At 72.5% G+C, this 12,474-nt stretch carries 11 protein-coding genes; 6 read left to right on the top strand and 5 right to left on the bottom strand.

Going from position 1 to position 12,474, the window contains the following annotated elements; genetic code table 11:
* Positions 1 to 155: 155 nt before the first annotated feature.
* The gene (gene msrA, locus FHX75_RS04430; protein ID WP_154936782.1) at positions 156 to 674 is read left to right on the top strand and encodes a peptide-methionine (S)-S-oxide reductase MsrA; all 519 of its coding nucleotides are present in this window, start codon (positions 156 to 158) and stop codon (positions 672 to 674) included.
* A 13-nt stretch (positions 675 to 687) separates the two neighbouring features.
* Here the strand turns inward: msrA and FHX75_RS04425 are convergent, their stop codons facing one another.
* The 3 genes from FHX75_RS04425 to FHX75_RS04415 form a co-directional block, all read right to left on the bottom strand.
* On the bottom strand, positions 688 to 1,848 hold the full coding sequence (locus FHX75_RS04425) for an RNA-guided endonuclease InsQ/TnpB family protein (RefSeq protein WP_211364323.1): 1,161 nt from the start codon (positions 1,846 to 1,848) through the stop codon (positions 688 to 690).
* A gap of 200 nt (positions 1,849 to 2,048) precedes the next feature.
* Positions 2,049 to 2,666 (bottom strand): TetR/AcrR family transcriptional regulator, encoded by a 618-nt coding sequence (locus FHX75_RS31920; protein WP_211364322.1) that lies wholly within the window; start codon positions 2,664 to 2,666, stop codon positions 2,049 to 2,051.
* Positions 2,667 to 2,731: 65 nt separating this feature from the next.
* Entirely contained in the window at positions 2,732 to 4,951 is a 2,220-nt protein-coding gene (locus FHX75_RS04415) for a molybdopterin oxidoreductase family protein (protein ID WP_154936781.1), read from the bottom strand.
* A 343-nt stretch (positions 4,952 to 5,294) separates the two neighbouring features.
* Here FHX75_RS04415 and FHX75_RS04410 point away from each other — a divergent pair, with 343 nt between their 5' ends.
* From FHX75_RS04410 to FHX75_RS04395, 4 genes are all read left to right on the top strand, one after another.
* Positions 5,295 to 6,281: a GGDEF domain-containing protein gene (locus tag FHX75_RS04410; protein ID WP_170285280.1), complete on the top strand. Its 987-nt coding sequence runs from the start codon at positions 5,295 to 5,297 to the stop codon at positions 6,279 to 6,281.
* A 181-nt stretch (positions 6,282 to 6,462) separates the two neighbouring features.
* On the top strand, positions 6,463 to 8,007 hold the full coding sequence (locus FHX75_RS04405; RefSeq protein ID WP_154936779.1) for a ricin-type beta-trefoil lectin domain protein: 1,545 nt from the start codon (positions 6,463 to 6,465) through the stop codon (positions 8,005 to 8,007).
* 120 nt (positions 8,008 to 8,127) lie between these two features.
* Positions 8,128 to 9,393: a glycoside hydrolase family 16 protein gene (locus tag FHX75_RS04400; RefSeq protein ID WP_154936778.1), complete on the top strand. Its 1,266-nt coding sequence runs from the start codon at positions 8,128 to 8,130 to the stop codon at positions 9,391 to 9,393.
* Between the two features lie 103 nt (positions 9,394 to 9,496).
* Positions 9,497 to 11,143 carry a beta-1,3-glucanase family protein gene (locus FHX75_RS04395; protein ID WP_246157630.1) on the top strand — a complete coding sequence of 549 codons (1,647 nt, stop codon included), beginning with the start codon at positions 9,497 to 9,499 and terminating at the stop codon, positions 11,141 to 11,143.
* Positions 11,144 to 11,264: 121 nt separating this feature from the next.
* Here the strand turns inward: FHX75_RS04395 and FHX75_RS04390 are convergent, their stop codons facing one another.
* Positions 11,265 to 11,747, bottom strand: a complete 483-nt coding sequence (locus FHX75_RS04390) for an SRPBCC family protein (protein ID WP_154936777.1) — start codon at positions 11,745 to 11,747, stop codon at positions 11,265 to 11,267.
* A complete protein-coding gene (locus tag FHX75_RS04385) occupies positions 11,744 to 12,106 on the bottom strand; it encodes an ArsR/SmtB family transcription factor (protein WP_154936776.1) in 363 nt (120 codons plus the stop codon). The genes FHX75_RS04390 and FHX75_RS04385 overlap by 4 nt, the downstream gene beginning before the upstream one ends.
* A gap of 153 nt (positions 12,107 to 12,259) precedes the next feature.
* On the opposite strand from FHX75_RS04385, the gene FHX75_RS04380 reads away from it, so the two are divergent.
* Positions 12,260 to 12,457: a hypothetical protein gene (locus FHX75_RS04380; RefSeq protein WP_154936775.1), complete on the top strand. Its 198-nt coding sequence runs from the start codon at positions 12,260 to 12,262 to the stop codon at positions 12,455 to 12,457.
* Positions 12,458 to 12,474 lie beyond the last annotated feature (17 nt).

The raw sequence follows: 12,474 nt of genomic DNA, 5'->3' as shown, positions 1-12,474 counted from the left end.
GAAAGTCCGCCCGGCGCGGCGCCCGTCGCCCGTACCGGCGTTCAGGTTCTCGTCGGTCGGCATGGTGGCAGCCGGAACGGGAAGGCCACGGTCGCCAGCAGGACACACAGGGTCCCGAGGTACGAGCGCGAGCACCCGCACCGGAGGGCGGAGCGATGAGCGAGACGACGGAGAAGGCGATCCTGGCCGGCGGCTGCTTCTGGGGGATGCAGGATCTCATCCGGAAACGCCCTGGCGTGCTCGCCACCAGGGTCGGTTACACCGGCGGGGACGTGCCGAACGCCACGTACTACAACCACGGTACGCATGCCGAGGCGATCGAGATCATCTACGACCCCGAGAAGCTGTCCTACCGGGATCTTCTCGAGTTCTTCTTCCAGGTGCACGACCCGACCACGAAGAATCGTCAGGGCGGCGACGTGGGAGTCAGCTACCGGTCGGCGATCTTCTACACCGACGAGCAGCAGCGGCAGGTCGCGGAGGACACGATCGCCGACGTCGACGCCTCCGGCCTGTGGCCGGGCAAGGTGGTCACCGAAGTCACTCCCGCCGGCCCGTTCTGGGAGGCCGAGCCGGAACACCAGGACTACCTGGAGCGCAATCCCGGTGGTTACACCTGCCACTTCGTCCGGCCGGACTGGAAGCTCCCCCGTCGAGGGGAGAAGGCCGCTTGACGATCTCTCCGCCCTAAAGGGCGAAGATTCCCTCCACGCTGCGCGTGGACCGCACAGCGTCGGGGCGGATTCCTGCTTCTCGGCGCGGTGCCGGCAGGGGTGCCGGTCTTACCTGCGCTCCACAGGCGTTTAGGCTCTCGGCGCGTCCCGCCGCGAGTATGTTTCTGGCCGCGTTGACGTCCCGGTCGTGGACGGCCCCGCACGGGCAGGTCCACGACCGGACGGACAGCGGCTTGGACCCGTCGATCCGGCCGCACGTCGAGCATGTCTGCGACGTGGGCAGGAACCGGTTGGTCTTCGCGAACGTCCGCCCGCGCCGGGCGGCCTTGTACTCCAACATCTGCACGAACTGCGCCCAGCCCGCGTCGTGCACCGATTTGGCCAGCCGGGTCCGGCCGAGACCGACGACGCACAGGTCCTCGACGTACACCGCTTGGTTGTCGCGGATGATCCGTGTCGAGAGCTGGTGCTGCCAGTCCCGCCGGCTGTCGGCCACCCGAGCGTGCGCGCGGGCGACCTTGACGACGGCCTTCTTGCGGTTGTTGCTGCCCCGCTGCTTTCGGGACAGGTCCTGCTGCAACCGGCGCAGCTTGCGGGCCGCCCGACGCAAGAACTTCGGGGCGGCGACCTTCTTGCCGTTGGACAGGACGGCGAAGTGGGTCAACCCGAGGTCGATGCCCACCTCGGCGTCGACCGCAGGCAGCGGGTCGTCGGCGGCGACCACAACGAACGAGGCGAAGTACCGACCAGCCGCGTCCCGGATGACCGTGACCGAGGTTGGTGCGGCCGGCAGAGGCCGGGACCAACGCACCGCAAGATCGCCGATCTTCGGCAACCTGAGCCGGCCGTTGTCGAGCATCTTGAACCGGGCATTCGCGGTGAACCGGATCGCCTGCCGGTTGTCCTTGCGGGACCGGAACCTCGGCGGGGCGACCTTGCGGCCCTGGCGCTTGCCACTGATCGAGGTGAAGAAGTTCCGGTACGCGACGTTAAGGTCCGCGAGGGCCTGCTGGAGCACCACCGCCGACACCTCTCCCAGCCAGTCCCGCTCAGGCGTCTGCTTGGCCTGGGTGATGACCCGCTTCGACAGGTCACCATCCGACAGGAACGCCTCGCCTGCCTCACGCGCCCGCTGGCGCGCACGCGCACCCTTGACCGTCCTGCGCCAGTACATCGAGCAGCAAGACCGTCCCGGTTAGAGCACGCTCGGGCCCGGCGGCCCTCCCGCGCGGGCCTTCACCCCGGCCCTAAAGGGCGGAGCACTGGCCCGCATCTTGGTAGCGGTCGGCTCTGCTCGCGCGGCTGGCCGGCGAACGACGGGCGCGGCCACCAGCGGCGCGGCTCGACGGGTGCGACCGGCCCGCCAACGCACCGTCACCGGGACGGCCGCGGGTCGGCTGGCGGGTCCGGGCGCAGCGAGGAGAGCAGCAGGTCGGCGAAGTGCGCGCCGACCTGCTCGCCGGTGAGCCGACCGTCGCCGCGGAACCACGCGCCGAGGTGGTGCACCGCGCCGAAGAAGTAGTCGACGGCCAGGTCGGCCGGCACGTCGGCGCGGAACGTCCCGGCGCGCTGGCCCTCCTCCACCAGCTCGCGGAAGCGTTCGTGGTACTCCCGGCGGGCCGCCCGCACCGCGCGCCGGCGGTCGGCCGACAGCAGATGCATCGACTGGAGGAAGATCGTGGCGTCGTCCAGGTTGGCGATCGCGGTGACCACCACGTCGGCGGCGGCCGCCCGCAGCCGCAGCGCCACCGGCTGGTCGCGGGCCATGATGGCCTCCAGGCGCTCGCGCTGCATGCGCAGCAGCCGCTGGTAGATCTCCTGGAGCAGGTCGTCCTTGGCGGCGAAGTAGTGGTACATCGCGCCCTTGGTGACCCCGGCGGCCTCGACGATCTCCTGCACCGAGGTCTTCTCGAAACCCTTCTCCGCGAACAGCCTGGTGGCGACCGCCAGCAGCCGCTGCGGCAGCGCCTCCCCGTCGCCCGTCCGACCCACCGGTGCCCCCGCCCTTCCGGGCCGCCCGCCGGCCCGGTGCGCCAGCGTACGCAAGGCGCCGCCGATCAGGCCGGCTGGACGCGCACCGGGATGCCGTTGAGCACGACGTTTCCGGAGAGCGGGTCGACGGCCGTCTCGTCGGTGAGCACGTTGGCGTTGACGCCGGCGTGGGCGCGGGCCACCGCCTGCCGGGTGCCGGGCACGTCGTGGCCCCACCCGTGCGGCAGGCTGACCACGCCCGGCATGGTGTCTGCGGTGACCTCCACGGCCACGACGAGCGAGCCGACCCGCGAGGTGACGCGGGCGTCCTCCCCCGTGGCCAGCCCGAGCTTCGCCGCGTCCTCGGGGTGCACCTGCAGGGTGCAGCGGTCGCGGCCCTTCACCAACGCCGGCACGTTGTGCATCCAGCTGTTGTTGGAGCGCAGGTGCCGGCGTCCGACCAGGACGAAGCCCTCCGGGGGCGCGTCGCGGGCGTCGCGCAGCCGGGCCACGTCGGCGGCGATCGGTGGCGGGCACAGCTCGACGGTGCCGCTCGGGGTGCGCAGCACCTCCGGCAGCCGCGGTCGCAGCGCCCCGAGGTCGACGCCGTGCGGGTGCTCCAGCAGCCGGGTCAGGGACAGCCCGTCCGGTCGCTGTCCGAACCGGTCGCCGTACGCGCCGAGCCGCAGCCGCGCGTCGAGCAGGCGTTCGGCCGGCCGGTTCCCGGCGACCAGCGCCCGCAGCTCCTCCGCCGGCCGGTCCAGTGCCTCGGCGGCGTCGGCGAGCACCTGGCCGAGCAGCTGTTCGTGCAGCCCCGCCGGGTCGGCGTCGGCGCCCTGCCCGGCGGCGATCAGCGTGAGTCGGGCGAGGATGTCGCACTCGTCGAGGCTGTCGGGCGCCAGCGGCAGGACGGGCGGCGAGTAGCTCGCGACGTTGCGCACGGAGAGGGTGAGGAACGCGAAGTCGTAGTGGCCGGCGCGGGCGGGGTCGGGTGGCGGCAGCACCACGTCCGCGTGCCGGGTGGTCTCGTTCAGGTACGGGTCGACGCTGACCATGAAGTCGAGCGAGGCGAGCGCGCGGTCCAGCCGGTCACTGTTGGCGGTGGAGAGCACCGGGTTGCCGGCGACGGTGATCAACGCCCGGATCCGGCCCTCCCCCGGCGTCTCGATCTCGTCGGCGAGGGTGGCGACCGGCAGCTCGCCCTTGACCTCGGGCAGGCCCCGCACCCGGCTGGCCCAGCGCCCGGTGCGGAACCCCTTGCCGGGGCCGGCGGCCCGGGTTCGCTGGTGGGCGGCGAGCGGGAACATCGCCCCGCCGGGCCGGTCCAGGTTGCCGGTCAGCACGTTGACCACGTCGACCAGCCAGCTGGTCAGCGTGCCGAACGCGACCGTGCAGGTGCCGACGCGGCCGTAGACGGCAGCGGTGGGGGCGGCCGCCAGTTCCCGGGCGAGCCGCCGGATGCGCGGCGCGGGCACCGCGCACCGGTCGGCCACCCGCTCGGGCGCGAACGCGGTGGCCAGCTCCCGGACGTCGGCCAGGCCGGTGACGTGTTCCGCCAGCCGGCCGAGCCGGACCAGGTTCTCGTCGAAGAGCGTGTGCACGAGGGCGAAGAGCAGCAGCGCGTCGGTGCCGGGCCGGATGGGCAGGTGCTCGTCGGCGGCCGCGGCGGTGCGGGTGCGCCGGGGGTCGACGACCAGGAACCGGCCGCCGCGGGCCTGCAACGCCCGCAGCCGGCCCGGGAAGTCGGGCGCGGTGCAGAGGCTGCCGTTGGACTCCCAGGGGTTGGCGCCGAGCAGCACCAGCAGGTCGGTGCGGTCGAGATCGGGTACCGGGATGGTGTTGGGGTCGCCGTACAGGTAGCCGGAGGAGACGTGCTTGGGCATCTGGTCGACGGTGCTGGCGGTGAAGACGTTGCGGGTGCCGAGCGCCCGCAGGAGCGGGCCGGCGTAGAGCCCGCCGGCCATCGTGTGCACGGTGGGGTTGCCGAGGTAGGCGGCGACCGCGTCGCGGCCGCCGGCCCGGGCGGCGGTCAGGCCGGCCTCGACGGCGGCGAACGCCTCGTCCCAGCCCACCTCGCGCAGCGTGCCGTCGACCCGCAGCAGTGGTCGGCGCAGGCGGTCCGGGTCGGCGAGGAGCTGCGGGAACGCGGCCCCCTTCGGGCAGACGAAGCCGTGGCTGAAGACGTGCTCGCGGTCGCCCCGGGCGTGCGTGACCCGGTCGTCGGCGATGGTCAGGGTCAGCCCGCAGGTCGCCTCGCAGAGCGGACAGGTGCGGTACGCGGTACGCGTCGCGGTCGTTCCCGGCATCGCGGGCCCCCTCGGGATGGAATACCGACTGGTCGGTATGGTGGCACGCCGGCGGATGGCTGTCATCCCCCGTGACCGGCCAGCGCGGGGCGCAGCGGGACAGGCACGCAGAGTGCGGCGGGCGGCCGAATTCGGCCACCTGCGCGCTGGCCAGGGCAGATGCGCCGTTTCGGGTATTGACGGTGATGTAACACACATCATTGAATGGCGGCGTGGCAGGGCCCCTCCGCGCAGCGGCCTCGACACGTACCACCGACATGGCCACCCCGACCGTTCGTGCTGCTGCCTCCTCAGGAGCCGTCGTCAGGGTGCGGTGGGCGGAGTGAACGAGCGCCGGCGAAGGATGCTGCTCACCGCGGCCTTGCACGTGGTCTCGCACGGCATCGCCGTCCTCTACTGCGTGATGACGCCCGGCGAGCCGCATCGGCCCCTGATGCTCGCCGCCTACAGCTGCGGGATGGCGTCCGGCGCCGTCGGCATCTGGGCGGCACGGACGGTGACCACGAAGGCCGCCGGCTACCGGGTCTCGTTCACCATCCTGCTGGTCACCATCGCCATGGCGGCGCTCGGCGCGTACTGCGACGGCGGGGCCGCCTCACCGGCCGCCCTGGGGTTCGTGACCACCACGGTGTTCGTGGCCACCTACACCCCGCACCTGCGGCTGATGATGGCGCTGGAGGCGCTCCTGCTCGCGTCGTACCTCGCCGTGGCCGCCCTCGGGCAACCGCCACGGCCCGGCCACGTCTTCCTCTACATGGCGGGCATGCTGGTCCTGATCTCGGTCTGCGGCGCGCAGACCCGGAAGCTGGCGCGGCAGCGGTCCCAGCTGCGCGCCCTGGCGGCGCTGGACCCGTTGACCGGCGCCCTGAACCGGCGCGGCCTGGCGGACTTCACCCAGCACCTGTTCCGCAGGTGCGGTCGCGCCGGCCCGGCCATGCTCTGCCTGGATCTCGACGACTTCAAGAGCGTCAACGACCGCCTCGGGCACGCCGCCGGCGACGAGTTGCTGAAGCAAACGGTGGCGGCGACGCGGGAGGTGCTGCGCCCCGAGGACGCTGTCGCCCGGGTCGGCGGCGACGAGTTCGTGGTCGTCCTCAGCGACGCCGACGAGGCGACGGTACGGACGGTGGCGGCCCGGATCGAGGCGGCGGTACGCCGGCACACCGGCGTCAGCATCGGCGCGGCGACCGCCCCGCACGACGGCGACACGCTGGAGACCCTGCTGCACGTGGCCGACCAGCGCCTCTACCGGGTGAAGCAGCGGCGCCGCGGCGGCGACCGGCCGCTCGACGGCCACGGACTGCTGTCCACCGACACCGTCGGCGCGTGACGCCGCCGGCCGGCCATCGCCGGGCCGGCTGACCGGGCGGGCTCGGGCGGGTCCGGGCGGGGTCCGGGCGCACAATAGGCAACCTTCTTGACAGATTTGTTAACCATCGACAAACTTCATCGCGAGAGCGCTCTCTCGCCCGCTCCGCCCGCCGCCCTCGCCGTACCCCGGGAGGACCCCCATGTCCCCATACCCGCGCGTGCTCGGCTCGTTCGCCGCCGCCCTCCTGCTCGTCGGCGCGGCGCCGGCGGCGGGCGTCGCCGGCCCGCCGGCCACCACCGCCCCCACCCACCGCGCCGCCCCGGCGGACCTCTCTCCGGGGCTGGTCGACGCGATGCGCCGCGACCTGGGTCTCACCGCCGCACAGGTGGGCGACCGCCTGCGCACCGAGGCCGCCGCCCCGGCGGTCGAGCGGCGCCTGCGCGCGAAGCTCGGCTCCACCTTCGCCGGCGCGTGGCTGCCCGCCGACGGGAAGCGCCTCACCGTGGCCGTCACCGATCCCGCGCTCGCCCCGGTGGTCCGCGCCGAGGGCGCCGACGTCACCGTCGCCGGCCGCAGCGAGAGCACGCTCGACGCGGTCAAACGGGCGCTGGACAGGCGACGCGCCAGGGCCGACTTCCGGGACATCCACGGCTGGCACGTCGACGTGGTCAGCAACAGCGTCGTCGTGACGGCCCGACCCGGCGCCACCGCCGCGGCCACCGCGTACGTCCGGGCCAGCGGCGTTCCCGCCGATGCCGTCCGGGTGGTCGCCTCCCCGGCCGCCCCGCGCCCGCTCTACGACATCCGCGGCGGCGACCAGTACGTCATCAACGGCAACACCCTGTGCTCGGTCGGCTTCGCGGTCGTCGGCGGGTTCGTCACGGCGGGCCACTGTGGACGCGCCGGCAGCCCGACCCTCGGCTTCAACAACGTCTCGCAGGGCACGTTCGCCGGCTCGTCGTTCCCCGGCGACGACTACGCCTGGGTACGCACCAACAGTTCCTGGACACCGCAGCCGTGGGTCAACAGCTACTCCGGCGGCAACGTGACCGTGGCCGGGTCGCAGGACGCGGCCATCGGCAGCTCGGTCTGCCGCTCCGGGCGCACCACCGGCTGGCGCTGCGGCACCATCCTCGGCCGCAACGAGACCGTCGTCTACCCGCAGGGAGCCGTGTCGGGGCTGAGCCGCAGCAACGCCTGCGCCGAGGGCGGCGACTCGGGCGGCGCGTGGATCTCGGGCAACCAGGCCCAGGGGGTGACCTCCGGCGGCTCCGGCAACTGCTCGTCCGGCGGCACCACCTGGTTCCAGCCGGTGAACGAGATCCTCGGGGTCTACGGGCTGTCGCTCGTCACCACCGGCGGCGGGCAGCGGATCGTCAGCAACTGGAACAACCGGTGCATCGACGTGCCGAACTCCAACTTCTCCGACGGCGTACCCCTGCAGACCTGGACCTGCAACGGCACCAGCGCGCAGGCCTGGACCTTCACCGGCGGGACGCTGCGGACCCAGAACAACAAGTGCATGGACGTGGCCTGGGGCTCCACCGCCAACGGCGCCACCATCCAGATCGCCAACTGCAGCGGCAACCCCGCCCAGCAGTTCGTCCTCTCCGCCGCCGGCGACCTGGTCAACCCCCAGGCCAACAAGTGCGTCGACATCACCGACTGGAACAACTCCGACGGCGCCCGCCTCCAACTGTGGGACTGCGCGGGCACCGCCAACCAGAAGTGGCGTCGCGGCTGACACCACCGCTCCCCCGGCGCGGCGGACACCCCCGACACCCCACCGATCCCGCCGCCGCGCCGGTCGCTTCTCCCCCCGGCGAACCCCCGACAGGTTCGCGCCCGTCCCGCAGGAGGTCCCATGTTCCCCATCCGCATCCGCCGCCGGCCACGCGCGCTCGCCCTCGCCGGCGCCGCGCTCGTCGCGGCCACGGTGGCCCTCGCCGTACCGGTCGACTCCCGCCCCGCCGAGGCGGCGATCGGCGGAATCACCTGGCAGGACGAATTCAACGCCGGGGCCGGCACCCCGGTCGACCAGAGCAGGTGGCGCTTCGACATCGGCGGCAGCGGCTGGGGCAACAACGAACGGCAGTACTACACCAACAGCACCAGCAACGCGGTGCACGACGGTCAGGGCAACCTGGTCATCACCGCGCGCCGGGAGAACCCGGCCAACTACCAGTGCCACTACGGCCGGTGCGAGTACACCTCGGCCCGGCTGCTCACCGCCGCCACCTTCACCCAGGCGTACGGCCGCTTCGAGGCCCGCATCAAGATCCCTCGGGGGCAGGGCATCTGGCCGGCGTTCTGGATGCTCGGCAACGACATGGGCAGCGTCGGCTGGCCGAACGCCGGCGAGATCGACATCATGGAGAACATCGGCCGGGAGCCCAACACCGTCTACGGCACCATCCACGGCCCGGGCTACTCCGGCGGGGGCGGGATCACCGGCAGCCGGACCATCGCCGCACCGCTCGCCGACGCCTTCCACACCTACCGGGTGGACTGGGAGCCGAACTCCATCATCTGGTACCTCGACGGCGTCGAGTACCACCGCGTCGACCCCGCCCGGCTCGGCGGCAACCGCTGGGTGTTCGACCACCCGTTCTTCATGATCCTGAACGTGGCGGTCGGCGGCAACTGGCCGGGCTACCCGGACGCGTCGACCCAGTTCCCGCAGCAGATGCTGGTGGACTACGTCCGGGTCTCCGGCTACACCTCCGGTGGCGGCCAGCCGGCGCCGGGGACCAGCCGGATCCGGGGCGCGGCGAGCGGTCGGTGCATCGACATCCCCGGCGCGAACCCGGTCGACGGGGCCAAGCTGCAGATCTGGGACTGCAACACCACCGCCGCGCAGGCGTGGACCTTCGCCGCCGACGGCACCCTGCGCGCCATGGGCAAGTGCATGGACCCGGCCTGGGCCGGCACGGCCAACGGCACCGAGGTCAACCTGGTGAGCTGCAACGGCAACCCGGCCCAACGCTTCACCCTCACCGCCGCGGGTGACCTGGTCAACCTCAGCGCCAACCGCTGCGTCGACGTACGCGACCGGGTCACCGCCAACGGCGGCAAGCTCCAACTGTGGGACTGCACCGGCGCCGCCAACCAGAAGTGGTCCCGCGCCTAGACCCGTCCCGCGCGACGTACCCCCATCCCCCACGCCCTTCGTCGGCCGGCCGCAACCCAGGTCGACGAGATGGTGCCCCGTCCCCACCATCGAGGAGTTTCCCGTGACCAACAGACGCTCGTGCCGGGCACGACTCGCCGCCGCCATCGGCGCGCTGGCGGCGCTCGTGCTCGCCGTACCCGTCACGCTCACCGCCACCCAGACCCGGGCGCTCGCCGTCGGCCCCGACCTGCTCCCCGTCACCGTCGCCAACAACACCGGCCGCAGCGAGGCGGTCCACCTCTACATCCTGGGCACCGACATCCGCCCCGGCGGCGGCCTCGGCTACGTCAACGCCGCCGGCGCGTTCACCCGCTGGCCCGCCGGCGGCATCCCACCGACCCCGGCGCCGGACGTGTCGATCGCCGGCCCGCCCAACGGCGGCAGCGTCACCGTCCGGATCCCGCGCTTCATCTCCGGGCGCATGTACTTCTCGTTCGGCCGCAAGCTCGACTTCCGCCTCACCCCGGACGGGGTCGTCCAGCCCGCGCCGTGGGCCGCCGGCGACCCGAACCGGGACATCCTCTTCGACTGGTCCGAGTTCACCTACAACGACGCCGGCCTCTGGTTGAACAGTTCGCAGGTGGACCAGTTCGCCGTGCCGCACGCCGTCGCCGTCACCAGCGGCAGCGGCGTCACCACGAAGACCGGCGAACTGCTGAACAACGGCCGGAACAACGTCATCAACGCCGTCAAGGCACAGCCGGCCTTCGCCCGGTCGGTCGTCACCCGCGCCGACGGCACCGTGCTGCGCGTACTCGCGCCGGGCAAAGCCATGGACGCCGGCCTGATGGACCCCGCCTACCTCGACTCGTACATCAGCTCGGCGTGGAACGCGTACACCAGCCGTACCCTCACGGTCGTGCCGCGCACCAACGAGCCGAACCGCCGGTTCTTCGGCCGCACCGTCGGCACCACCATGGTCTTCACCGACTCGTCCGGCGCCCAGGTGGCGACGGTCGCCAGGCCGACCACCGGCAACGTGTGGGGCTGCGACGGCGTCTTCAACGCCCCGAACACCCCGCCGTTCATCGAGCCGGAGATCAAGCGCACCCTCTGCACCGCGCTGAACCGCGGCACCCTCGGCCAGTTCGACACCGAGCCCCGGCTCGACGCCACCACCTTCTACAAGAACAGCGCCCCGAACCACTACTCCCGGATCATCCACGCCAACATGGCCGACGGTAAGGCGTACGGCTTCGCCTACGACGACGTCGGCGGCTTCGAGTCGCTGGTGCACAGCGGCGATCCCCGTTCGGCCGCCGTCACCCTGACGCCGTTCGGCGCCGGCGGCCCGACCGGGCCGCCGCCGACCACCCCGCCGGCCACCGGCGACCTGGTGGTCAGCAACTGGCACCAGAAGTGCGTCGACGTGCCCAACTGGAACTTCGCCGACGGCCAGCGGCTCATCGTCTGGGACTGCCACGGCGGCACCAACCAGCGCTGGGAGTTCGTCAGCGGCACCCTGCGCACCCAGAACAACAAGTGCATGGACGTCGCCTGGGGTTCCACCGCCAACGGCGCCGCCATCCAGATCGCGACCTGCTCCGGCAACCCGGCCCAGCAGTTCGTGCTCAGCGCGGCGGGTGACCTGGTCAACCCGCAGGCGAACAAGTGCGTGGACATCGCCGGCTGGAACCCGAACAACGACGCGGTGCTCCAGCTCTGGGAGTGCACCGGCGGCGCGAACCAGAAGTGGCGTCGCGGCTGACGGCGGCCTCCCGCGATCCGGCGGCGGCGGCCGACCCCTGGCCGCCGCCGCCACCTCTGCGCGACCGGCCGGGCGTCGACCGCCCCGGCCGGTCCGCTCCGATGTGGGCCCCGGTCGCGGGTCAGAGGGACTTCGCGACGTCCACCAGCTGGTCGAGCGCCGCGCCCCAGCCCTCGGTGAAGCCCATGTCCTCGTGCTGCTTGCGGGCCGAGGCGTCGGCGTGGATCGCCGTGGCGGTGTACCGCGTACCGGCGCCGTCCGGCGCGATGCGGACCACCGCGGTGAACGGGAAACCGTCCTCGGCGACCTGCGGGCGGAACCCCGGGCCCAGGGCGGAGGTGAACACCAGCGTCGAGCCCTCCTCGACCACCAGGATGCAGCCGTCGCTGGGGAACTCCTCACCCTCCGGCGAGCGCATGACGGTGTGGAACCGGCCGCCGGGCTGGAGGTCGATCTCGCAGGACGAGGTCGACCAGGGCTTCGGGGCGAACCAGCGCACGATCAGCTCGGGCGTGGTCCAGCACTTCCAGACCAGTTCCGGGGCGACGTCGACGGTGCGCTCCAGGACGAGGTCGAGCTCGGGGTTCGTGGTGTAGGCGGTCATGTCTGCTGCTCCTTCAGGTCGTAGAGAAGCGAATCGAGTTGATCGAGGCGGCGGGTCCAGAGCGCACGTTGCGCGGCCAGCCAGCTGTCGGCCAGCTCCAGCGACCGGGGCGCCAGGCGGTAGGTCCGCACCCGTCCCTTCTTCTCCGAGGTCACCAGGCCCGAGCGCTCGAGAACGCTCAGATGCTGGGTGAACGACGGCAGTGCCATCTCGAACGGACGCGCGAGGTCGCTGGTCGTGGCGGGGCCCCGGCCCAGGAGTTCGACGACGCGCCGGCGGGTGGGGTCCGACAACGCGTGGAACACGTCGTCCAGCGACGCGTCGACCGCGCCGCCACCGTCGCCGGAATACTTAGCCATCCACCTAAGTATGCGGGTGGAGGACGGCCAGGTCCATACCCGGGCGGAAGTCTGACCCTGATCGGTCCCACGGCATCGGTCACAGAGCTGCCGCGGCGGGCAGAGCGGTCGTACCGCCCGCTCCCGGCGCGGACACCACGTAGCGTCGATCGGGTGGAGGTGCTGCTGCGCGGCGGGCCGGGTGACGGCCAGGTCGTCCCCGGCGGCGGGGAGACCGTCCGGTGGCAGGCCTGCCTGTACGAGATCACCTCCGAGCGGGCCCACCGGCGTGGGCGTGACCTGCGGGTGTACCGGCACCGCGTCGACTGCTGCGAACCGTACGGCCGGGGCTCCGAGGACAGGTGCGAGTAGCGATCGGGCGAAGGGAC

This window comes from Micromonospora palomenae, from assembly GCF_007829925.1.
Lineage (GTDB): Bacteria > Actinomycetota > Actinomycetes > Mycobacteriales > Micromonosporaceae > Micromonospora > Micromonospora purpureochromogenes.
The sequence above is the reverse complement of the archived record's forward strand: the minus strand, read 5'-3'. Positions and strand labels throughout refer to the sequence as shown.

Excerpts from the sequence above, each read along its gene's own strand:
- msrA (WP_154936782.1), top strand. The coding sequence starts at position 156 with ATGAGCGAGACGACGGAGAAGGCGATCCTGGCCGGCGGCTGCTTCTGG.
- FHX75_RS04425 (WP_211364323.1), bottom strand. The coding sequence starts at position 1,848 with ATGTACTGGCGCAGGACGGTCAAGGGTGCGCGTGCGCGCCAGCGGGCG.
- FHX75_RS04415 (WP_154936781.1), bottom strand. The coding sequence starts at position 4,951 with ATGCCGGGAACGACCGCGACGCGTACCGCGTACCGCACCTGTCCGCTC.
- FHX75_RS04410 (WP_170285280.1), top strand. The coding sequence starts at position 5,295 with ATGCTGCTCACCGCGGCCTTGCACGTGGTCTCGCACGGCATCGCCGTC.
- FHX75_RS04405 (WP_154936779.1), top strand. The coding sequence starts at position 6,463 with ATGTCCCCATACCCGCGCGTGCTCGGCTCGTTCGCCGCCGCCCTCCTG.
- FHX75_RS04400 (WP_154936778.1), top strand. The coding sequence starts at position 8,128 with ATGTTCCCCATCCGCATCCGCCGCCGGCCACGCGCGCTCGCCCTCGCC.
- FHX75_RS04390 (WP_154936777.1), bottom strand. The coding sequence starts at position 11,747 with ATGACCGCCTACACCACGAACCCCGAGCTCGACCTCGTCCTGGAGCGC.
- FHX75_RS04385 (WP_154936776.1), bottom strand. The coding sequence starts at position 12,106 with ATGGCTAAGTATTCCGGCGACGGTGGCGGCGCGGTCGACGCGTCGCTG.